A 20,149-nucleotide genomic window follows, 5' to 3' on the forward strand; every position below is an offset into this window, starting at 1 on the left:
AGGCCTCCTTAGTCCCGCTGTGCGGTCGTGCTCCCCTCTGCCAGAGTCCCCGAAATGGAGTAGTCCCGCGAGAGATCGCCGCCCTGATGGGTGATTGTGGGTGGACACCCCTAGAGGTGCTCCCCTCGTCCGAGAGGCGCACCACTATCTGACCGGGGGGCGCAGGGCCTTCCGGGAGGCGAAAGCAGGCACGGTTCATGGCGACTTTGTGCAGACCCTCGGTGTCCGTCCCAGAGCACGTGATCACGATGGAGGAGACGCTGGAGCTGGCGCGGGAGCGCCACGCGGGCCACCCTCAACTGTCGCTGGCCCTCCGGCTGATCGAGAACACGGGCGTGCGCACCCGGCGCATCGTCCAGCCCATCGAGGAGACCCTGAAGCACCCCGGCTTCGAGGAGCGCAACAACATCTACGAGGCCGAGGCGAAGGCCCGGGTGCCCGCGGTGATAGCGCGCGCCCTCGACGACGCGGAAGTCCTTCCCACCGACATCGACGTCATCATCTACGTGTCGTGCACGGGCTTCATGATGCCCTCGCTCACCGCGTGGCTGATCAACGAGATGGGCTTCAACAGCACCACGAGGCAGATACCGATAGCCCAGCTGGGCTGCGCGGCCGGCGGCGCGGCGATCAACCGGGCCCACGACTTCTGCACGGCCTACCCCGAGGCCAACGCGCTGATCGTGGCCTGCGAGTTCTGCTCGCTGTGCTACCAGCCCACCGACCTCGGTGTCGGCTCCCTCCTCTGCAACGGACTGTTCGGCGACGGCATCGCGGCCGCGGTCGTCCGCGGCCAGGGCGGCACCGGCGTCCGGCTGGAGCGCAACGGCTCGTACCTGATCCCGAAGACGGAGGAGTGGATCATGTACGACGTGAAGGCGACCGGCTTCCACTTCCTGCTGGACAAGCGGGTGCCGGCCACCATGGAGCCGCTCGCCCCGGCACTCAAGGACCTGGCCGACACCCATGGCTGGGACGCGTCCGACCTGGACTTCTACGTGGTGCACGCGGGCGGGCCGCGGATCCTCGACGACCTGAGCACCTTCCTCCAGGTCGATCCGCACGCCTTCCGGTTCAGCCGGGCCACGCTCACCGAGTACGGCAACATCGCGAGCGCGGTCGTCCTCGACGCGCTGCGCCGGTTCTTCGACGACGGCGGCGCCACCGACCGGGCGCGCGGGCTGCTGGCCGGATTCGGGCCGGGCATCACCGCGGAGATGACCCTGGGCCGCTGGCAGACCGCGGACGACATGCAGGGGGTGGGGTGACGTGCTCGAGGAGACGATCGAGCAGACGGCACCGCCCGTCGAGACGATCGAGCGGACCGCACCGCCCGTCGAGACGATCGAAGGGACCGCACCGCCCGATGAGACGACCGGGCGGGGCTCACCGCCGGTCGAGACGACCGGGCAGAGCCCGCCGCCCGTCGGGACCGGCGCGGACAGCGCGCCGCCCGTCCGGGACTGGCCCGTCGCCGACCTGGCGGGCACGGACTTCGACCCGGTGCTGACCGAGCTGATGCGGGAGGGTCCGGTGACCCGCATCAGCCTGCCCAACGGCGAGGGCTGGGCCTGGCTCGTGACCCGCTACGACGACGTGCGCCTGGTCACCAACGACCCCCGGTTCGCCCGCGAGCCCGTCATGGACCGGCAGGTCACCCGGCTCGCCCCGCACTTCATCCCGGAGCGCGGCGCCGTGGGCTTCCTCGACCCGCCGGACCACACCAGGCTGCGCCGCTCGGTGGCCGCCGCCTTCACCGCCCGGGGCGTGGAGCGGGTGCGTGAGCGGGCCCGCGGCATGCTGGGCGAACTCGTCGACGCCATGCTGAAGGAGGGGCCGCCCGCCGACCTGACGGAGGCGGTACTGAGCCCCTTCCCGATCGCGGTGATCTGCGAGCTGATGGGGGTCCCGGCGGCCGACCGGCACAGCATGCACACCTGGACCCAGCTGATCCTGTCCTCCTCGCACGGCGCCGACGTCAGCGAGCGGGCCAAGCGGGAGATGAACGCGTACTTCGCGGATCTCATCGGCTCGCTGGAGGACAGCCGGGACGAGGACGTCACCTCACTGCTGGGTGCCGCCGTCGGCCGGGGAGAGGTGTCGCTGCAGGAGGCCGTGGGTCTCGCGGTGCTGCTGCAGATCGGCGGCGAGGCGGTCACCAACAACAGCGGGCAGATGTTCTACGTCCTGCTGACCCGCCCGGAACTCGCCGAACGGCTGCGCTCCGAGCCGGAGCTGCGGCCCCGGGCCATCGACGAGCTGCTGCGGTGGATTCCCCATCGCAACGCGGTCGGGCTGTCCCGGATCGCTCTGGAGGACGTGGAGCTCCACGGGGTGCGGATCCGGGCGGGCGACGCGGTCTACGTGTCGTACGTGGCCGCCAACCGCGACCCGGAGGTCTTCGCGGACCCGGACACGATCGACCTCACCCGCAGCCCCAACCCGCACGTGTCCTTCGGCTTCGGCCCGCACTACTGTCCGGGCGGCATGCTCGCCCGGCTGGAGTCGGAGCTGCTCGTCGACGCGCTCCTGGACCGCGTGCCCGGCATGAGGCTCGCCGTACCGCCCGAGGAGGTGCCCTTCAGGAAGGGTGCGCTGATCCGCGGGCCCGAGGCCCTGCCCGTCACGTGGTGAGCGGCCGATGACGACGACGGAGGGGCTCCTGGTGCCGCCCGGTCACGGCCGGGTGGTGCAGGCGCCGGCCCAGCACGTGACCTTCAAGGTGACGGGTTCGCACTCGCGCATGGCGTCCACCTTCGAGGTGGTCGTGCCGCCGGGCTTCGACGTCGGCGCCCATGTGCACACCCGCAGCGAGGAGCTGTTCTACGTGCTCGAGGGCGAGCTGGACGTGCTCGCCTTCGAGCCGCGGGTCCGCACCCCCGACAACTGGCAGAAGTGGGAGTCGAGTTCGGGCAAGCGGGTGGTGCGCGCCACCCCGGGCACGGTCATCGTCGTACCGCCCGGCTGCCCGCACGCGTTCGCGAACCCCACGGACAGCCCCGCCAAGATGTTCTTCCAGGCGTCCCCGCCCCCGGACCACGAGCGCTACTTCGAGGAGTTGCTGGAGATTCTGGGCGAGGGGGGCCCGCCCGACCACGAGGCGATCGAGGCGCTGAGGAAGCGCTACGACATCGAGCAGCTCACCCCGTTGAAACACGGGTGAGGGCGTCCGTCCCCGGCGCGCGGGGCCGCATCGAGGTGCGGCCCCGCCGTCGTGTGCGCGACGGGGCCGCGGCGCTAGCGGATCGGCATTCCCGACAGGGTGCGGGCGATCACCAGGCGCTGGATCTCGCTGGTGCCCTCGAAGATGGTGTAGATGGCGGCGTCGCGGTGCATGCGCTCCACCGGGTACTCGCGGGTGTAGCCGTTGCCGCCGAGGATCTGGATGGCCTGGGCGGTGACCTTCTTGGCGGTCTCGCTGGCGAACAGCTTCGACATCGAGCCCTCGGCCGCGGTGAACGGCTTGCCGTTGATCGCCATCCAGGAGGCGCGCCACACCAGCAGGCGGGCGGCGTCGATCTGGGTGCGCATGTCGGCGAGCTGGAAGGCGACGCCCTGGTTGTCGATGATCGGGCGGCCGAACTGCTCGCGGGTCTTGGCGTAGTCGAGGGCGACCTCGTACGCGGCCCGGGCGGTGCCGACCGCCATGGCGCCGACGGCGGGGCGGCTGGCCTCGAACGTGGCCATCGCCGCGTTCTTCACGCGCTCGCCGCCCTTCCTGGCCCTCTCCCGGGCACGGGCCAGGCGCTCGTCCAGCTTCTCCTTGCCGCCGAGCAGGCAGGAGCCGGGCACGCGCACGTTGTCGAGGACGACCTCGGCGGTGTGCGAGGCGCGGATGCCGTGCTTCTTGAACTTCTGGCCCTGGGACAGTCCCGGCGTGTTCGGCGGGACGATGAAGGAGGCGTGGCCCTTGGAGCCCAGCTCGGGGTCGACGACGGCGACGACGACATGGACGTTGGCGATCCCGCCGTTGGTCGCCCAGGTCTTGGTGCCGTTGATCACCCACTCGTCCTTGGCCTCGTCGTACACCGCGCGGGTGCGCATGGAGGCCACGTCGGAGCCGGCGTCGGGCTCGGAGGAGCAGAAGGCGGCGACCTTGACATCGTTGGCGTCGCCGTACATCTGGGGGATCCAGGTGCCGATCTGCTCCTCGGTGCCGTTGGCGAGGACGCCGACGGCGGCGAGGCCGGTGCCGACGATCGACAGGGCGATGCCGGCGTCGCCCCAGAACAGCTCCTCCATCACCATGGGGATGCCGAGACCGGTGGAGTCGAAGTACTGCTGTGCGTAGAAGTCGAGGGAGTAGATGCCGACCTTCGCGGCCTCCTGGATGACCGGCCAGGGAGTCTCCTCACGCTCGTCCCATTCGGCGGCCGCGGGACGGATGACGTCGGCGGCGAAACCGTGCAGCCAGTCCCGGACCTCCTTCTGTTCGTCGTTGAGCTCCATGGTGAACTCGGCCATGTCCCCTCCAGCGGCGCACGTGCATGTTACTTGCGGTAACCCGAGTCTGTTACCGGCGGGTAGGAAAAGTCAACTCCCGACGACCCGTCGGCATCCCGTTCGATGTCCGGGGCCCGCTCAGTGTTACTTTGCGCAGGCGTCACCGAAACAGCACGGGTGGGGAGAGCACATGGACACCACGCAGCGGACCGATCAGCAGCGGTCCGCCGACCGCCGACGGCGGGAGCTGCTGGAGGCCGCCGACCGGGTGGTGCTGCGCGACGGCCCCCAGGCCTCGATGAACGCCATCGCCGCCGAGGCGGGCATCACCAAGCCGATCCTCTACCGGCACTTCGGCGACAAGGGCGGCCTGTACGCCGCCCTCGCCCAGCGGCACACGGACGCCCTCCTCGATTCGCTGCGCGCCGCCCTGGACGCCCCGGCGGAGCGGCGGGAGCGCGTCGAGTCCACCCTGGACACGTATCTGGCGGCCATCGAGGCCCGCCCGCAGGTGTACCGCTTCCTGATGCATCCGGCGGAAGGCAGTGCCGCGCCCGGCGACCAGGGCGAGCAGGGCTTCGACGTCGGCAAGCACTCCGCACCCCTGCTGCGCCGCATGGGCGAGGAACTGGGCAAGGTCATCGAGGAGCGCCTGGACCTCGGTCCGGGCACCCAGCAGCTGGCCCGGGTATGGGGCCACGGGATCGTCGGCATGATGCACGCCGCCGGTGACTGGTGGCTGGGCGAACGGCCGTGCAGCCGGGCGGACCTGGTGCGCAGCCTGGCCGACCTTCTGTGGGGACGGCTGGCGGCGGCCGGGGACCGGCTCGGCGGCCCCGGCTTCTGACGCCCCGACAACCGGCCGTCCCGGCTGCCGGTCCCGACAGCCGGGTCCCGCCCGGCGGACCGGCCCGGCCCGCAGGAAACGGGTGGCGAAGGATCGGCGCCGGAATCCGTCGGCGGACGACCGACACAGAAGGCCGCAACGGACAACCAGCGCAGAAGACCCGCAACGGACACCCGACACAGGCATCCAGCGGCGGACAACCGACGCAGAGAACCGGCAGCGGACAACCGACGCAGAAAGCCGCAACGGACAACCAACGCAGAAGACCCGCAACGGACACCCGACACAGGCATCCAGCGGCGGACAACCGACGCAGGAAACGGGCGGCGGACGACCGACACAGAAAGCCGGCGGCGGACGACGGTCGCCGGTGAGTGGGGGTCGGCGGCGGCCACGGTGCCGACCCGCGTCGGCGGCGGCCACGGTGCGGAGCCGGTGCGGTCGGCCGTGAGGGGCCGGCCGCCGGTCGGACTCGGCCGCGGTGCGTGATCCGCCGGACCGCGGGCTAACGGCTCCAGGACGCCCTGGCGGCCTGCCGCAGCACCCTGCGCCTGCGCCAGCCCGTGAGGCGGTCGGCGTACACGCGCCCCTCAAGGTGGTCGCACTCGTGCTGCAGGCACCGGGCGAAGAACCCCGTCCCATGGACGGTGACCGGCTCCCCGGTCACCGTGAAGCCCTCCACGACGGCGTGGTCGTGCCGCTCGGTCCCGGCCTCCAGTCCCGGCAGCGACAGACAGCCCTCCGGCCCGCGCACCACCACCCCGTCGGCCGTGACGAGCCGCGGGTTCACCACATGGCCGAGGTGACGCACGTCATCGTCGTCCGGGCAGTCGTACACGAAGACCCGCACCGGCTCGCCGATCTGGTTGGCGGCCAGGCCCACGCCCCGGGCGGCGTACATGGTCGCGAACAAGTCCTCCACGAGCGCCGCGAGTTCCGGACCGAAGTCGGTGACCTCCGCGCAGGGCGCGTGCAGGACGGGGTCGCCGAGGAGAGTGAGGGGCCGTACGCGCCCGTGGGCGCCCGGGATGGAGCCTTGTCGCATGGCGGCAAGAGTAAGGTCCCTGTGTCCCCGGCCGGTCCGCGCCCACCTCGGGGACCGTGCGGCGGGTGGCCGCGATTCGGGAGTGCGAATGGATCTCGATAGGCTGAGGTCCACACCACGTGGCCGTCAGGCTTCACAGGCTTCAGGCGCGGCGCGTACGCAAGGAGGATCGAGAACTGATGGCAGGCAACTCGGACCCGCTCACGCCGCGGGCCAAGCTGGCCGTGACCGCGGGCAAGGCGGTCGCGGCGGCATCGCGCGCCGCAGGGCGCGGCAGCGGTTCGGTGATCGGCGGCCGGGTCGCGCTGAAACTCGACCCCGACCTGCTCGCCAGGCTCGCCCAGAACCTGGACGTGGTCCTGGTCTCGGCGACCAACGGCAAGACCACCACCACCCGGCTCATCGCCGAGGCCCTCAGGGCGGCCGGGCCGGTCGTGTCCAACGCGCTCGGCGCCAACATGCCGGCCGGCATCACCTCCGCCCTCGCGGGCGGCTCGGACGCCCGGTACGGGGTCATCGAGGTCGACGAGAAGTACCTCGTCGGCGTCGCCCAGGCCACCGAGCCGAAGTGCATCGCGCTGCTCAACCTCTCGCGCGACCAGCTCGACCGGGCCGCCGAGACCCGCATGCTCGCCGAGAACTGGCGCGAGGGACTGACCGGTTCGAAGGCCGTGGTCGTCGCCAACGCCGACGACCCGCTGGTGGTGTGGGCCGCGTCCTCCTCCCCCAACGTGATCTGGGTCGCCGCCGGTCAGATGTGGAAGGACGACGCCTGGTCCTGCCCCGCCTGCGGCGGTGTGATGCAGCGCCCCGGCGACGACTGGTTCTGCGGGGAGTGCGGCTTCCGCCGGCCCACGCCGAGCTGGGCCCTGTCCGGCGACCACGTCCTCGACCCGCACGGCTCCGCCTGGCCGATCCACCTCCAGCTGCCGGGCCGCGCCAACAAGGCCAACGCCGCCTCCTCGGCCGCCGTCGCCGCCGTCTTCGGGGTGCCGCCGCAGGTCGCCCTGGAGCGCATGTACCAGGTGCAGGCGGTCGCCGGCCGCTACGACGTCGTGCAGTTCCAGGGCCGCGACCTGCGGCTGCTGCTCGCCAAGAACCCCGCAGGCTGGCTGGAGACCTTCTCCCTGATCGACCCGCCGCCGGCCCCGGTCATCCTGTCGGTGAACGCCCGCGGCGCCGACGGCACCGACACCTCCTGGCTGTGGGACGTCGACTACACCCGCCTCACCGGCCACCCGATCTGCGTCATCGGCGACCGGAAGCTGGACCTCGCGGTCCGGCTGGAGGTCGCCAACCAGCAGTTCCAGGTGTGCGAGAACCTCGACCAGGCCGTGCAGCTGTGCCCGCCGGGCCGGATCGAGGTCATCGCGAACTACACCGCCTTCCAGGACCTGCGCCGCCGGGTCGGCAACTGACCACGAGACCAGTAGGGGACTTGAAGTGAGCGACAACCAGCTGCGGATCGTCTGGATCTACCCGGACCTGCTCAGCACGTACGGCGACCAGGGCAACGCGCTCGTCGTGGAGCGGCGGGCCCGGCAGCGCGGCCTCGACGTGGCCCGGCTCGACGTGCGCAGCGACCAGCCGATCCCGACCTCCGGCGACATCTACCTCATCGGCGGCGGCGAGGACCGGCCGCAGCGGCTCGCGGCCGAGCGGCTGCGCCGCGACGGCGGTCTGCACCGGGCGGTGGAGAACGGCGCGATCGTCTTCTCCGTCTGCGCCGGGTACCAGATCCTCGGCCACGAGTTCATCAACGACCTCGGCCAGCGCGAGCCGGGCCTCGGCCTGCTCGACGTGGTCTCGGTGCGCGGCGAGGGCGCACGGTGCGTCGGCGACGTCCTCGGCGACATCGACCCGCGCCTGGGCCTGCCCCCTCTGACCGGTTTCGAGAACCACCAGGGCGTCACCCACCTGGGCCCCACCGCCCGCCCGTTCGCCCAGGTCCGTTTCGGCAACGGCAACGGCACGGGCGACGGCACGGAGGGCGCGTACAACGACACGGTCTTCGGCACGTACATGCACGGCCCCGTGCTCGCGCGCAACCCGCTCATCGCCGACCTGCTGCTGAAGCTGGCCCTCGACGTGAACGCGCTGCCGCCGACCGACGACCGGTGGTACGAGGCGCTGCGCAACGAGCGCATCGCGGCCGCGCAGCAGCCCGCGTAGCCACAGCCGCCCGGCAGCCCGCGCCGCCGGGCCGCCGGACAGGCCGCCGGGAGGGTCGCCGGGCGGGTCGGTGCGGCCCGTCTGATGGCTCGTCCGCACAGGTGAGCGGGCACGTCCAGCAGGCGGACGCGCTGTTCGGTCCCGCCCCCCGATGCCGCTAGGGTGGCGGGGATCGAGCCGGACAGCGCGGTCCGGTCCCCGTGCCCATGTTGAGAAGGTATTTCGGGCTATGCGCATTGGTGTCCTCACGTCCGGCGGCGACTGCCCCGGCCTGAACGCCGTCATCCGGTCCGTCGTGCACCGTGCGGTCGTCGACCACGGCGACGAGGTCATCGGCTTCAGGGACGGCTGGAAGGGCCTCCTGGAGTGCGACTACCTCAAGCTCGACCTCGACGCGGTCGGCGGCATCCTGGCGCGCGGCGGCACCATCCTCGGCTCCTCCCGGGTCCGTCCCGAGCATCTGCGGGACGGTGTGGAGCGGGCACGGGGCCATGTCGAGGATCTCGGGCTGGACGCGATCATCCCCATCGGCGGCGAGGGCACGCTGAAGGCCGCCCGGCTGCTGTCCGACAACGGCCTGCCGATCGTGGGCGTGCCGAAGACCATCGACAACGACATAGCGGTCACGGACGTCACCTTCGGCTTCGACACGGCCGTCACCGTCGCCACCGAGGCCCTGGACCGGCTGAAGACCACCGCCGAGTCCCACCAGCGCGTGCTGATCGTGGAGGTCATGGGCCGTCACACCGGCTGGATCGCACTGCACTCGGGCATGGCGGCTGGCGCGCACGCCGTCGTCGTGCCGGAACGCCCCTTCGACATCGAGGAGCTGACCGCCAAGGTCGGTGAGCGCTTCTCGGCGGGCAAGCGGTTCGCGATCGTGGTGGCCGCCGAGGGGGCCAAGCCCCGGCCGGGCACCATGGACTTCGACGAGGGCGGCAAGGACATCTACGGCCACGAGCGCTTCGCCGGCATCGCCCGCCAGCTCTCGCTGGAGCTGGAGCGGCGCCTGGGCAAGGAGGCCCGGCCGGTGATACTCGGACACGTCCAGCGCGGCGGCACGCCGACGGCGTACGACCGGGTGCTGGCCACCCGGTTCGGCTGGCACGCCGTCGAGGCGGTGCACCGGGGCGAGTTCGGGAAGATGACCGCCCTGCGGGGCACCGACATCGTGACGGTGCCGCTGGCCGAAGCCGTGGAGACGCTGAAGACCGTGCCGCGGGAGCGGTACGACGAGGCGGAGTGCGTGCTGTAGGCCACAGCCGACGTCAAACCGCCCCCGGTCGCAGCCGCGACCGGGGGCGGTTCTACTCTGGTGCGGACAAACAGATGTCGGCAGACAGCTGCGGACACACAGTGCTCAACCCCCACGAAACAGGAGCCGGCGGATGGATCACAGCGGGCACGGCATGACGACGGATCTGCCGCCGTTCACGCTGGGGCGAGGTCTCGCGTGGTCGGCGGACTCCTTCTTCCTCATCGCCTGTCTCCTCGGCTTGGCGCTGTACGGCTGGGGGGTCGTCCGCCTGGTGCGGCGCGGTGACAAGTGGCCGGTGGGCCGGACCGTCGCGTACGTCGCCGGCGTGCTGAGCGTCGGGCTGATGATGTGCACGAAGCTGAACGACTACGGCATGGTCATGTTCAGCGTGCACATGGTGCAGCACATGGTGATCAGCATGGTGTCGCCCATCCTGATCCTGCTCGGCGCCCCGATCACCCTGGCGCTGCGCGCCCTGCCGACGGCGGGCCGCGACCGCAGGGGTCCGCGCGAGGTGCTGCTGATGCTGCTGCACAGCCGCTACATCCGGGTCGTCACGCACCCGGCGTTCACCATCCCGCTGTTCATCGCGAGCCTGTACGCGCTGTACTTCACCCCGCTCTTCGACACCCTGATGGGCTCCAGGGCCGGGCACATCGGGATGATGGTGCACTTCCTCGCCGTCGGCCTGGTCTTCTTCTGGCCGATCATGGGCGTCGACCCCGGCCCCCACCGGCCGGGCCACCTGATGCGAATGCTGGAGCTGTTCGCGGGCATGCCGTTCCACGCGTTCTTCGGCATCGCGCTGATGATGGCCTCCTCCCCCATGGTCGAGACCTTCAAGAACCCTCCCGCCTCCCTCGGCATCGACGCGCTCTCCGACCAGAACGCGGCCGGCGGCATCGCCTGGGCCTTCAGCGAGGTCCCGTCCGTACTGGTGCTGATCGCGCTGCTGTTCCAGTGGTACGCCTCCGAGCAGCGGCACGCCCGGCGCACGGACCGGGCCGCCGCGCGCAACGGTGACAAGGAACTCGAGGCGTACAACGCCTATCTGGCCTCACTGAACGCACGCGGTAACTGAGCGACCACGCCGCGCGGCGCCGTTCAGTAGCATGAGGCGCGTCGGGGGAACCGCCCGGGGGGAGCGGTATGTCACGTCACGCGTCGCCAGGATCTTCGCCGTCGGGGGTGGGCCGGGTCATCGCCGGCCGCTATCTGCTGCTGCGCCGGGTGGGCAGCGGCGGGATGGGCCATGTGTGGCACGCCCATGATCAGCGACTGGCCTGCGAGGTCGCGCTCAAGGAGATCGTCTTCCGCGACCCGGCCGAGGCAGGCCGGGAGCGTGAGGCGCGGGTCGCCCGCGCCCGCGCGGAGGCCCGGCACGCGGCCGGGCTGCGCGACCATCCGCACGTGGTGACCGTCCACGACGTCCTGGAGCACGAGGGCCTGCCGTGGATCGTCATGGAGTACGTGGCGAACGCCGTGGACCTGCGCGACCTGGTGGCCCGGCGCGGTCCGCTGTCCCCGGCCGAGGGCGCCCGGATCGGGCTCGCCGTGCTCGACGCGCTGACCGCCGGGCACGAGCGGGGTGTGCTGCACCGGGACGTGAAGCCGGCGAACATCCTGCTGGCGCCGGACCGCGCCGGTGCGCCGTACGGCCGGATCCTGCTCACCGACTACGGCATCTCCGTGCGGCCGGACACCGGTGAGACGCGGTACACGCACGCGTCGGCGCTGCTGGGCACGGCGGGATATCTGGCGCCCGAGCGGGCCAGGGGCGGGCCGCCCACTCCGGCGGCCGACCTGTTCTCGCTGGGCTGCACGCTGTACCACGGCGTCGAGGGCCGAGGGCCCTTCGAGCGGGAGTCGCACCTCGCGGAGATCACCGCGGTGGTGACGGAGGAGCCGCGTCCGCCGCGCCGGGCCGGTGCGCTGCGGCCCCTGCTGGACGGCCTCCTCGCCAAGGACCCGGACCTGCGGATGACGGCGGCCGAGGCGGCGGCGGAGCTGGCGTGGATCATCACGCCCCAGACCGAGACATACGCCCGGACGCGGACCGACCCGGGGTCCCAGCCGCCCTGGGCCACACCGAGCCCGCCCGCGCCCGGTCCGCACGGCACGGAGCCGGTTTCCGGTCCGGCCGGCGCCGAGGCCGGGGCCGGGCCGCTTCCCGCCCGGCCCGGGGCCGGGGCCTTCGGCACAGAGTCCACGTCCGCGCCGCCGGGCAGCGCGGGCGCCGGTCCGGACCTCGCGGATCTCCGGGATCCATGTTCCCGCGATCCGCGTGTCTCGGTTCCGCCTGTCCACCCTCCGCACTCCCGGGAGCCGCACGCCCCCGACCCCAGCGGCTCCCGTCCCCGAGGCCCCAGTCCGGCGGCATCCGGTCCGGGGGCATCCGGTCCGGGGGCATCCGGTCCGAGGGCCTCAGCAACCCCCGCCACTCCTCCCCCGCCCGCCGGGCACCGCCGGCCGCGGCTGCGGGCGCTGCGGGCCGGGCTCGCCGGCGCTCTCGGGCTGGTGCTCGCCCTCGGTGGTGTCTGGTACGCGCTCGCCGACCGGGCGCCGCAGGGGACGGGGGCGCCGTACGGCGACACCGTGGGGCTGGAGGCGCCGCTGCGGGACGGGGACTGCGTGCGTGCCCACTGGCCCGGCGGCACCCGGTTCGCGGGGACGCCCCGGCTCACCGCCGACCCGGGCTGCCGCGGCAGGGCGCCCGACGGTCAGGTGATGGCGTTCGTGGCGGCGTCCTCCGCCGAGGAGGCCCGCGAGCTGGGCCCGGCGCTGTGCGAGGAGCGGACGCGGGAGGTCCGGGCCCGGCTGGCCGATGTGCGCAGCATCGCCGTCGTACCGACCGGGGACGGTTTCGACGCCGCCGGGCGCCGCGCCGCCTGCCTGCTGCTGGGCGCCCACGGGCCGGTGCACGGTCCGCTCGGCCGGCACCGCACGCCGGGGTCGGTGTTCTCGGACACGGCGAACATGCAGCGGCGGGACTGCCTGGACGTCCGCTCCGCCGGGGACGTCCGGCTGGTGTCCTGCGCGGGCCGGTACGACGAGCAGGTGCTCGGTTTCACCCGCGTGGCCTCCGACGTGACGTACGCCGGGGCGCGGACCGCGGCGGACCGGGCGTGCGCGCGGGACGTGCCGCCGCGCGACTACGGCTTCGACCCCTCCCTCCACGAGTCCGGGTCCCGGATCGGCGAAAGTGCCTGGAAAACCGGCACACATCTCGTCGTCTGCACCGTGCGGAGGCAGAACGGGGGCACCATGGAGGGCAACGGACCATGAGGAGGGTGTCGCGATGCCCGGTTCCACGGACAGTTCCACGAAGACGATGGGAGCGCTCACCATCGGCGGCCTGGTCGCGGTGACGGCCTACACGGTGGCGCTCGGCAGCAACGGCTGGCTGTGGTTCGGCTGGGTCGTCCTGGGCCTGATCACCCTGGGGATGGTGGCCACGCGCAGCAGCTGACGCGGACGCTCACTCACGGCCGAGCAGTCCGGCCGAGTGCACGCCCGGCTGGTACTTCGGCAGTCGCACCGTGATCTTCATGCCCGCGCCGACGGCCGTCTCGATGACGAGGCCGTGGTCGTCGCCGTAGACCTGGCGGAGCCGGTCGTCGACGTTGGACAGTCCGATGCCGCCGGACGGGCTGATCTCGCGCGCGAGGATGCGGCGCAGCAGGTCCGGGTCCATGCCGGCGCCGTCGTCCTCGATGACGACCAGCGCCTCGGCGCCCGCGTCCTGCGCGGTGATCTGGATGTGGCACTTGTCGGACTTGCCCTCCAGTCCGTGCTTGACGGCGTTCTCGACGAGCGGCTGGAGGCAGAGGAAGGGCAGGGCGACCGGCAGCACCTCGGGGGCGACCTGGAGGGTGACGGCGAGACGGTCGCCGAAGCGGGCCCGGACGAGCGCCAGGTAGTGGTCGATGGCGTGCAGCTCGTCGGCGAGGGTGGTGAAGTCGCCGTGCCGGCGGAACGAGTAGCGGGTGAAGTCGGCGAACTCCAGCAGCAGCTCGCGGGCGCGCTCGGGGTCGGTGCGCACGAAGGAGGCGATCACCGCGAGCGAGTTGAAGATGAAGTGCGGGGATATCTGGGCCCTGAGCGCCTTGATCTCGGCCTCGATCAGCCGGGTGCGGGACTGGTCGAGGTCGGCCAGTTCGAGCTGGACCGACACCCAGCGGGCGACCTCTCCGGCGGCCCGGACCAGGACGGCCGACTCGCGGGGCGCGCAGGCGACGAGGGCGCCGTGCACCCGGTCGTCGACGGTGAGCGGGGCGACGACCGCCCAGCGCACCGCGCAGTCGGGGGTGTCGCAGCTGAGCCGGAACGCCTCGCCGCGGCCGGTCTCCAGCGGGCCGGACAGGCGCTCCATGATCTCGGCGCGGTGGTGGGCGCCCACACCGTCCCAGACCAGGACCTCCTTGTGGTCGGCCAGGCACAGCGCGTCCGTGCCGAGCAGGGAACGCAGTTTGCGGGCCGACTTGCGGGCGGTCTCCTCCGTCAGGCCGGCCCTGAGCGGGGGCGTGGCGAGGGAAGCGGTGTGCAGGGTCTGAAAGGTGGCGTGCTCGACCGGGGTGCCGAGTCCGCCGAGGTCCCGGGGCCGGGCCGTGCGCCGCCCGAGCCAGAAGCCGGCGGCGAGCAGCGGGAGCACCGCGACGCACAGGCCGGCCAGGAAGCCGCTCATGGGGTCACCTCCGTGCGCACGCCGTCCGTGCGCACACCGTCCGTGCGCAACTCGTCGGCGCGCAGTTCCTCCGTGCGCAGTTCCTCCGGCAGATGGAAGCGGGCCAGGACCGCGGCGGTGCCGGCCGGCACCCGGCCCGGAGTGGCCAGGGAGACCAGGATCATGGTGAGGAAGCCCAGCGGCACCGACCAGAGCGCGGGCCAGGCCAGCAGCGCGTGCAGCGCCCCGCCGCCACCCGGGAAGCCCGCCATGGTCGCGGCGACGGCGAGCAGCGCCGAGCCGCCGCCGACCAGCATCCCGGCCGCCGCGCCGGGCGGGGTCAGCCGCCGCCACCAGATGCCGAGGACGAGCAGCGGGCAGAAGGAGGAGGCGGACACGGCGAAGGCGAGGCCGACGGCGTCGGCGACCGGCAGCCCGCCGACCAGGGCGCTCGCCGCGAGGGGTACGGACATGGCGAGCAGGGTGCCGAGCCGGAAGTGCCGTACGGCGCGGGACGGCAGGACGTCCTGGGTGAGGACGCCCGCCACGGCCATGGTGAGCCCGGACGCCGTGGACAGGAACGCGGCGAAGGCGCCGCCCGCGATCAGCGCGCCGAGCAGGTCGCCGCCCACTCCCCCGATCACCCGGTCGGGCAGCAGCAGCACGGCGGCGTCGGCGTCGCCGGTGAGGGTGAGTTCGGGGGCGTACAGGCGGCCGAGGGCGCCGTAGACGGGCGGCAGCAGGTAGAAGGCGCCGATCAGGCCGAGCACGGCGACCGTGGTGCGGCGGGCGGCGACGCCGTGCGGGCTGGTGTAGAAGCGGACCACGACGTGCGGCAGGCCCATGGTGCCGAGGAAGGTGGCGAGGATCAGCCCGTAGGTCGCGTACAGCGGGCGTTCGGTGCGGCTCTCGGCCCGGGAGGGCGACAGGGCGTCGTCGGCGCCGCGTCCGGCGGCCGGGACCGGGGTGTCCTTGGCGAACGTGAGGCGGGTGCCGGCCTCGATGCGGTGCGTGCCGGCGGGCAGGCTCAGCCGGGTGCCGTCGTGGGCGCGGCCGTCGACGGTGCCGTCGACCGTGACGGTCAGCGGCCGGTCGAGCTTCAGGGCGAGGCCGTCGTCGACGAGGACCGACCGCTGCTCGCGGAAGGTCGCCGGTTCCTGGAAGGCGCGGCTCGGTGCTCCGTCGCCCTGCCAGGCCAGGATCAGGAAGAGGGCGGGGACGAGCAGGGCGGTGAGCTTCAGCCAGTACTGGAAGGCCTGCACGAAGGTGATGCTGCGCATGCCGCCGGCGGCGACGGTGGCGGTGACCACGACGGCGACGATCAGTCCGCCCAGCCAGTCGGGCGCCCCGGTCAGCACGGTCAGGGTCAGTCCCGCGCCCTGGAGCTGGGGCAGCAGGTACAGCCAGCCGACCCCGACGACGAAGGCGCCCGCGAGCCGCCGTACCGCCTGGGAGGCGAGCCGTGCCTCGGCGAAGTCGGGCAGTGTGTAGGCGCCGGAGCGGCGCAGCGGGGCGGCGACGAAGAGGAGGAGGACGAGGTAGCCGGCGGTGTAGCCGACCGGGTACCAGAGCATGTCCGGGCCCTGGACGAGGACCAGGCCGGCGATGCCGAGGAAGGACGCGGCGGAGAGGTACTCCCCGCTGATGGCGGCGGCGTTGAGGCGGGGGCCGACGGTGCGGGAGGCGACGTAGAAGTCGGAGGTGGTGCGGGAGATGCGCAGGCCGAAGGCGCCGACGAGGACGGTCGCGACGACGACGAGGGCGACGGCGGGCACGGCGTAGCTGGAGTTCACGGGTCGTCCCTGGTCCTAGCGGTCCTCGACGAGGCGTACGAAGTCGCGCTCGTTGCGTTCGGCGCGGCGCACGTACCAGCGGGCGAGGAGGACGAGCGGGGCGTACAGGCCGAAGCCGAGCACGGCCCACTGCAGGCGGCGGGCGTCGGGCATCGTCGCGAAGAGCAGGGGCAGCGGGCCGACGAGCAGGCCGAGGACGGCGAAGACGGTGAGGGCGGCGCGCAGCTGGCTGCGCATCAGGGAGCGGACGTAGGTGTGGCCGAGGGTGGTCTGCTCGTCGATCTCGGTGCGCGGCCGGTAGTAGCCGGAGGCCCGGCGGGTGCGCCGGGGCGGGCCGGTGACGGTGACGCGGCGTTCGGTGGGATCCTGGGGCACGGTCACGGCCTCCGCATGAGCAGGTCCCGCAGTTCGCGGGCGTGGCGCCGGCTGACCTGGAGTTCCTCCGAGCCGACCAGGACGCTCACGGTGCCGGCGTCCAGGCGGAGTTCGCCGATGTGGCGCAGGGCGACCAGGTGGCGGCGGTGGATGCGGACGAAGCCGCGGGCGCGCCAGCGCTCCTCCAGGGTGGAGAGCGGGATGCGGACGAGGTGGCTGCCCTTGTCGGTGTGCAGGCGGGCGTAGTCGCCCTGGGCCTCGACGTGGGTGATGTCGTCGACGGCGACGAACCGGGTCACGCCGCCGAGTTCGACGGGTATGTGGTCGGGGTCGGGTTCGTGGACCGGTATGCGCGGGGCGGCGCCGCCGCGCAGTTCGGCGGCGCGGCGCACGGCCTCGGCCAGCCGTTCCTTGCGCACGGGTTTGAGGACGTAGTCGACGGCCTTGAGGTCGAACGCCTGTACGGCGAAGTCCTCGTGCGCGGTGACGAACACGACCAGCGGCGGCCGGGCGAACCCGGTGAGCAGCCGGGCGAGGTCGAGCCCGTCGAGTCCGGGCATCTGGATGTCGAGGAAGACGACGTCGATGGCGTCCGGCCCGTCGGGGCCCGACTCCAGGGCGCGGTTGATGCGGCGCAGTGCCTCCGTCGCGTCGCTCGCGCCCTCCGCCGTGCCGATCCGCGGATCGGCGTTCAGCAGGTACACGAGTTCCTCGAGCGTGGGGCGTTCGTCGTCGACAGCCAGGGCGCGCAGCATGAACGTGGAGTGTAGGAGTAATCCGTACGCCTGCACACGTGCCGGGCGTGGACGTTTCCGCTGGATACAGTGCCCGCATGAACAGCAGGCCGACGCCCTTCGACGAGCTGGACCGGAAGATCATCACGGCGCTGATGGCCAACGCCAGGACGTCCTTCGCCGAGATCGGGGCGGAGGTCGGGCTGTCCTCGACGGCGGTCAAGCGACGGGTGGACCGGCTGCGCGAGACCGGGGTGATCACCGGTTTCACGGCCACGGTGAAGCCGTCGGCGCTGGGCTGGCGCACCGAGGCCTATGTGGAGGTGTACTGCGAGGGCGCGGCGCCGCCGCGCAGGCTGGCGGAGGTGGTCCGCAACCATCCGGAGATCACGGCGGCGATGACGGTGACCGGTGGGGCGGACGCGCTGCTGCATGTGCGGGCGCGGGACGTGGAGCATTTCGAGGAGGTGCTGGAGCGCATCCGGGCCGAGCCGTTCATCCGGAAGACGATCAGTGTGATGGTGCTGTCGCATCTGATTCCGGACAGTCCGGAGGCCGGGGCGAGCCAGCCCGCGCCTGGGGACGCAGCAGACGTGCGTCTGTTCGGTCATGAACGCAGCAATCCTGCGTGAACACGCAGCCTTCCTTGCTTGTCGGCCGTCACCGCCTCTTCCTACCGTGGTGTCAACCCTCAGTCACGTTCCGTCAGGAAGCGGAGGAACCCCTCTGTGCCCGACTCCCCTGCGCCGCGCGGACCTGTGCCGCGCCGACGGCGCTTCCTCGTCTGCGAGCCCACGTACTTCGACGTGAAGTACGCGATCAACCCCTGGATGCGTCCCGGCGAGCCCGTCCATACGGGCCGGGCCCGCGCCCAGTGGCAGCAGCTGGTCAGCGCCTACCGGGCCCACGGCCACACCGTGGAGACCGTGGCCCCGGTGCCCGGACTGCCCGACATGGTCTTCGCCGCCAATGCGGCGGTCGTCGTGGGGGGCCGGGTCTTCGGCTCCCTCTTCCACGCGCCCGAACGCCGCCCCGAGTCCGTCCCGTACGAGACGTGGTTCAAGGGCGCGGGTTTCGACGTCCACCATCCCGAGGCGGTCTGCGAGGGCGAGGGCGACCTCGTGCCCGTCGGCCGGTGGATCCTCGCCGGCACCGGGTTCCGCACGACCCGGGAGGCGCATCACGAGGTGCAGGAGTACTTCGGCCGGCCGGTGATCGGTCTGACGCTGGTGGACCCGTACTTCTACCATCTGGACACGGCACTGTTCGTCCTCGACGACGGACAGGCGGGCGGCGAGGGCAACATCGCCTACTACCCGGGAGCGTTCTCGCCCGGCAGCCGCGAGGTGCTCGCCCGGCTCTACCCGGACGCGGTCCTCGCGACGCGCGAGGACGCCATGGCCTTCGGGCTCAACTCCGTGTCCGACGGACGGCACGTGTTCATCGCGCCGGAGGCGACCGGCCTGGCCGGCCGGCTCGCCGCCCTCGGCTACGTCCCCGTCCCCGTCGACCTGTCCGAGTTCCACAAGGCCGGCGGCGGCATCAAGTGCTGCACCCAGGAGATCCGGGAGAACCGCTCATGACCGCACCCGCCCGCACCCGAGGCTCCGAGGAGCTCATCCGTGCGGAGGAGCCCGTCCTCGCGCACAACTACCACCCGCTGCCCGTGGTCGTCGCCCGCGCCGAGGGCGCCTGGGTGGAGGACGTGGAGGGCCGTCGCTACCTGGACATGCTGGCCGGCTACTCGGCCCTCAACTTCGGCCACCGCCATCCGGCGCTGATCGAGGCCGCCCACCGCCAGCTGGACCGGCTCACGCTCACCTCCCGGGCCTTCCACAACGACCGGCTCGCCGAGTTCGCCGAGCGGCTGGCGGCGCTCACCGGCATGGACATGGTGCTGCCGATGAACACCGGCGCCGAGGCGGTGGAGAGCGGCATCAAGGTCGCCCGGAAGTGGGCCTACGACGTCAAGGGCGTCCCGGCCGACCGGGCGACGATCGTGGTCGCGGCGGACAACTTCCACGGCCGGACGACGACGATCGTCGGCTTCTCCACGGACGAGACGGCCCGCTCGGGCTTCGGTCCCTTTACGCCGGGCTTCCGGATCGTCCCCTACAACGACCTGGCGGCCATGGAGGCGGCCGTCGACGAGACGACCGCGGCCGTGCTGATCGAGCCGATCCAGGGCGAGGCCGGCGTGATCGTCCCGGACGACGGCTATCTGGCGGGCGTCCGGGAGCTGACCCGCCGCGCCGGCTGTCTGTTCATGGCCGACGAGATCCAGTCGGGCCTGGGCCGGACCGGGCACACCCTCGCCGTCGAGCACGAGTCGGTCGTCCCGGACGTGGTGCTGCTCGGCAAGGCGCTGGGCGGCGGGATCGTCCCGGTCTCCGCGGTGGTCGGCAGCCGGGAGGTCCTGGGCGTGCTGCACCCGGGCGAGCACGGCTCGACGTTCGGCGGCAACCCCCTGGCCGCCGCGGTCGGCACCGCCGTGGTGGGGCTGCTGGAGACCGGCGAGTTCCAGCGCCGGGCCGCCGAACTCGGCACGGTGCTGCGCGACGGCCTCACGACCCTGACCGGCCGGGGCGTCGTCGGCTTCCGGGCGCGCGGACTGTGGGCGGGCGTCGACGTCGACCCGGCCCTCGGCACGGGCCGCGAGGTCAGCGAACGCCTGATGCGCGAGGGCATCCTGGTCAAGGACACCCACGGCTCCACGATCCGGCTGGCGCCGCCGCTGACCGTGACCGGCGAGGAACTGCGGGAGGCGCTCGGCACGCTGGAGAAGGTGCTGACGTCCTGACGGGCGGACGCCGACGGGC

Annotated in this window: 18 protein-coding genes and 1 pseudogene; 13 read left to right on the forward strand and 6 right to left on the reverse strand. The window is 72.5% G+C overall.

Annotation, left to right across the window (positions count from 1 at the left end):
- Positions 1-194: 194 nt before the first annotated feature.
- The 3 genes and pseudogenes from H0H10_RS19825 to H0H10_RS19835 form a co-directional block, all read left to right on the forward strand.
- Positions 195-1,268, forward strand: a pseudogene (locus H0H10_RS19825) (type III polyketide synthase); the annotation flags it as partial.
- Positions 1,269-1,479: 211 nt separating this feature from the next.
- Positions 1,480-2,634: a cytochrome P450 gene (locus H0H10_RS19830; RefSeq protein WP_223180163.1), complete on the forward strand. Its 1,155-nt coding sequence runs from the start codon at positions 1,480-1,482 to the stop codon at positions 2,632-2,634.
- A gap of 7 nt (positions 2,635-2,641) precedes the next feature.
- On the forward strand, positions 2,642-3,163 hold the full coding sequence (locus tag H0H10_RS19835) for a cupin domain-containing protein (protein WP_188182344.1): 522 nt from the start codon (positions 2,642-2,644) through the stop codon (positions 3,161-3,163).
- Between the two features lie 74 nt (positions 3,164-3,237).
- Here H0H10_RS19835 and H0H10_RS19840 read toward each other — a convergent pair whose 3' ends face one another.
- Positions 3,238-4,464 carry an acyl-CoA dehydrogenase family protein gene (locus H0H10_RS19840; protein WP_188182345.1) on the reverse strand — a complete coding sequence of 409 codons (1,227 nt, stop codon included), beginning with the start codon at positions 4,462-4,464 and terminating at the stop codon, positions 3,238-3,240.
- Between the two features lie 169 nt (positions 4,465-4,633).
- On the opposite strand from H0H10_RS19840, the gene H0H10_RS19845 reads away from it, so the two are divergent.
- Positions 4,634-5,290, forward strand: coding sequence for a TetR/AcrR family transcriptional regulator (locus H0H10_RS19845; RefSeq protein WP_188182346.1), 657 nt, complete (start codon positions 4,634-4,636; stop codon positions 5,288-5,290).
- 505 nt (positions 5,291-5,795) lie between these two features.
- On the opposite strand, the gene def is transcribed toward H0H10_RS19845, so the two are convergent.
- Entirely contained in the window at positions 5,796-6,335 is a 540-nt protein-coding gene (def, locus tag H0H10_RS19850; RefSeq protein WP_188182347.1) for a peptide deformylase, read from the reverse strand.
- Between the two features lie 179 nt (positions 6,336-6,514).
- On the opposite strand from def, the gene H0H10_RS19855 reads away from it, so the two are divergent.
- From H0H10_RS19855 to H0H10_RS40080, 6 genes are all read left to right on the forward strand, one after another.
- Positions 6,515-7,753, forward strand: a complete 1,239-nt coding sequence (locus H0H10_RS19855; RefSeq protein WP_188182348.1) for a MurT ligase domain-containing protein — start codon at positions 6,515-6,517, stop codon at positions 7,751-7,753.
- Between the two features lie 25 nt (positions 7,754-7,778).
- Positions 7,779-8,507, forward strand: a complete 729-nt coding sequence (locus H0H10_RS19860) for a type 1 glutamine amidotransferase (protein WP_188182349.1) — start codon at positions 7,779-7,781, stop codon at positions 8,505-8,507.
- Between the two features lie 229 nt (positions 8,508-8,736).
- The gene (locus H0H10_RS19865) at positions 8,737-9,762 is read left to right on the forward strand and encodes a 6-phosphofructokinase (RefSeq protein WP_188182350.1); all 1,026 of its coding nucleotides are present in this window, start codon (positions 8,737-8,739) and stop codon (positions 9,760-9,762) included.
- Between the two features lie 133 nt (positions 9,763-9,895).
- Positions 9,896-10,846, forward strand: coding sequence for a cytochrome c oxidase assembly protein (locus H0H10_RS19870; protein WP_188182351.1), 951 nt, complete (start codon positions 9,896-9,898; stop codon positions 10,844-10,846).
- A gap of 68 nt (positions 10,847-10,914) precedes the next feature.
- The gene (locus H0H10_RS19875) at positions 10,915-13,050 is read left to right on the forward strand and encodes a serine/threonine-protein kinase (RefSeq protein ID WP_188182352.1); all 2,136 of its coding nucleotides are present in this window, start codon (positions 10,915-10,917) and stop codon (positions 13,048-13,050) included.
- A 13-nt stretch (positions 13,051-13,063) separates the two neighbouring features.
- Positions 13,064-13,234 (forward strand): hypothetical protein, encoded by a 171-nt coding sequence (locus tag H0H10_RS40080; protein WP_223180127.1) that lies wholly within the window; start codon positions 13,064-13,066, stop codon positions 13,232-13,234.
- 9 nt (positions 13,235-13,243) lie between these two features.
- Here H0H10_RS40080 and H0H10_RS19885 read toward each other — a convergent pair whose 3' ends face one another.
- Genes H0H10_RS19885 through H0H10_RS19900 form a run of 4 tightly spaced genes read right to left on the reverse strand, consistent with a single transcriptional unit; the run spans position 13,244 to position 17,351 of the window.
- A complete protein-coding gene (locus H0H10_RS19885; protein ID WP_188182354.1) occupies positions 13,244-14,449 on the reverse strand; it encodes a sensor histidine kinase in 1,206 nt (401 codons plus the stop codon).
- Entirely contained in the window at positions 14,446-16,221 is a 1,776-nt protein-coding gene (locus H0H10_RS19890; protein ID WP_188182355.1) for a sodium/solute symporter, read from the reverse strand. The genes H0H10_RS19885 and H0H10_RS19890 overlap by 4 nt, the downstream gene beginning before the upstream one ends.
- A gap of 15 nt (positions 16,222-16,236) precedes the next feature.
- Positions 16,237-16,596, reverse strand: coding sequence for a hypothetical protein (locus H0H10_RS19895; RefSeq protein ID WP_188182485.1), 360 nt, complete (start codon positions 16,594-16,596; stop codon positions 16,237-16,239).
- A 2-nt stretch (positions 16,597-16,598) separates the two neighbouring features.
- Entirely contained in the window at positions 16,599-17,351 is a 753-nt protein-coding gene (locus tag H0H10_RS19900; RefSeq protein ID WP_188182356.1) for a LytR/AlgR family response regulator transcription factor, read from the reverse strand.
- A gap of 77 nt (positions 17,352-17,428) precedes the next feature.
- On the opposite strand from H0H10_RS19900, the gene H0H10_RS19905 reads away from it, so the two are divergent.
- The 3 genes from H0H10_RS19905 to rocD all read left to right on the forward strand — a co-directional run bounded on the left by H0H10_RS19905 (position 17,429) and on the right by rocD (position 20,130).
- Entirely contained in the window at positions 17,429-17,962 is a 534-nt protein-coding gene (locus H0H10_RS19905) for an Lrp/AsnC family transcriptional regulator (protein ID WP_188182357.1), read from the forward strand.
- 96 nt (positions 17,963-18,058) lie between these two features.
- A complete protein-coding gene (gene ddaH / locus H0H10_RS19910) occupies positions 18,059-18,913 on the forward strand; it encodes a dimethylargininase (protein ID WP_309141845.1) in 855 nt (284 codons plus the stop codon).
- Positions 18,910-20,130 (forward strand): ornithine--oxo-acid transaminase, encoded by a 1,221-nt coding sequence (rocD, locus tag H0H10_RS19915; RefSeq protein ID WP_188182359.1) that lies wholly within the window; start codon positions 18,910-18,912, stop codon positions 20,128-20,130. The genes ddaH and rocD overlap by 4 nt, the downstream gene beginning before the upstream one ends.
- Positions 20,131-20,149: the final 19 nt, after the last annotated feature.

The sequence above is a fragment of the Streptomyces griseicoloratus genome, assembly GCF_014534645.1.
Classification (GTDB): Bacteria; Actinomycetota; Actinomycetes; order Streptomycetales; family Streptomycetaceae; genus Streptomyces; species Streptomyces griseicoloratus.

What these genes read in the sequence shown, in the direction of transcription:
- def (WP_188182347.1), bottom strand. Translation starts at nt 6,335, where the DNA reads ATGCGACAAGGCTCCATCCCGGGCGCCCACGGGCGCGTACGGCCCCTC.
- H0H10_RS19870 (WP_188182351.1), top strand. Translation starts at nt 9,896, where the DNA reads ATGGATCACAGCGGGCACGGCATGACGACGGATCTGCCGCCGTTCACG.
- H0H10_RS19835 (WP_188182344.1), top strand. Translation starts at nt 2,642, where the DNA reads ATGACGACGACGGAGGGGCTCCTGGTGCCGCCCGGTCACGGCCGGGTG.
- H0H10_RS19840 (WP_188182345.1), bottom strand. Translation starts at nt 4,464, where the DNA reads ATGGCCGAGTTCACCATGGAGCTCAACGACGAACAGAAGGAGGTCCGG.
- H0H10_RS19855 (WP_188182348.1), top strand. Translation starts at nt 6,515, where the DNA reads ATGGCAGGCAACTCGGACCCGCTCACGCCGCGGGCCAAGCTGGCCGTG.
- H0H10_RS19900 (WP_188182356.1), bottom strand. Translation starts at nt 17,351, where the DNA reads ATGCTGCGCGCCCTGGCTGTCGACGACGAACGCCCCACGCTCGAGGAA.
- rocD (WP_188182359.1), top strand. Translation starts at nt 18,910, where the DNA reads ATGACCGCACCCGCCCGCACCCGAGGCTCCGAGGAGCTCATCCGTGCG.
- H0H10_RS40080 (WP_223180127.1), top strand. Translation starts at nt 13,064, where the DNA reads ATGCCCGGTTCCACGGACAGTTCCACGAAGACGATGGGAGCGCTCACC.
- H0H10_RS19845 (WP_188182346.1), top strand. Translation starts at nt 4,634, where the DNA reads ATGGACACCACGCAGCGGACCGATCAGCAGCGGTCCGCCGACCGCCGA.
- H0H10_RS19865 (WP_188182350.1), top strand. Translation starts at nt 8,737, where the DNA reads ATGCGCATTGGTGTCCTCACGTCCGGCGGCGACTGCCCCGGCCTGAAC.
- H0H10_RS19905 (WP_188182357.1), top strand. Translation starts at nt 17,429, where the DNA reads ATGAACAGCAGGCCGACGCCCTTCGACGAGCTGGACCGGAAGATCATC.
- H0H10_RS19885 (WP_188182354.1), bottom strand. Translation starts at nt 14,449, where the DNA reads ATGAGCGGCTTCCTGGCCGGCCTGTGCGTCGCGGTGCTCCCGCTGCTC.
- H0H10_RS19875 (WP_188182352.1), top strand. Translation starts at nt 10,915, where the DNA reads ATGTCACGTCACGCGTCGCCAGGATCTTCGCCGTCGGGGGTGGGCCGG.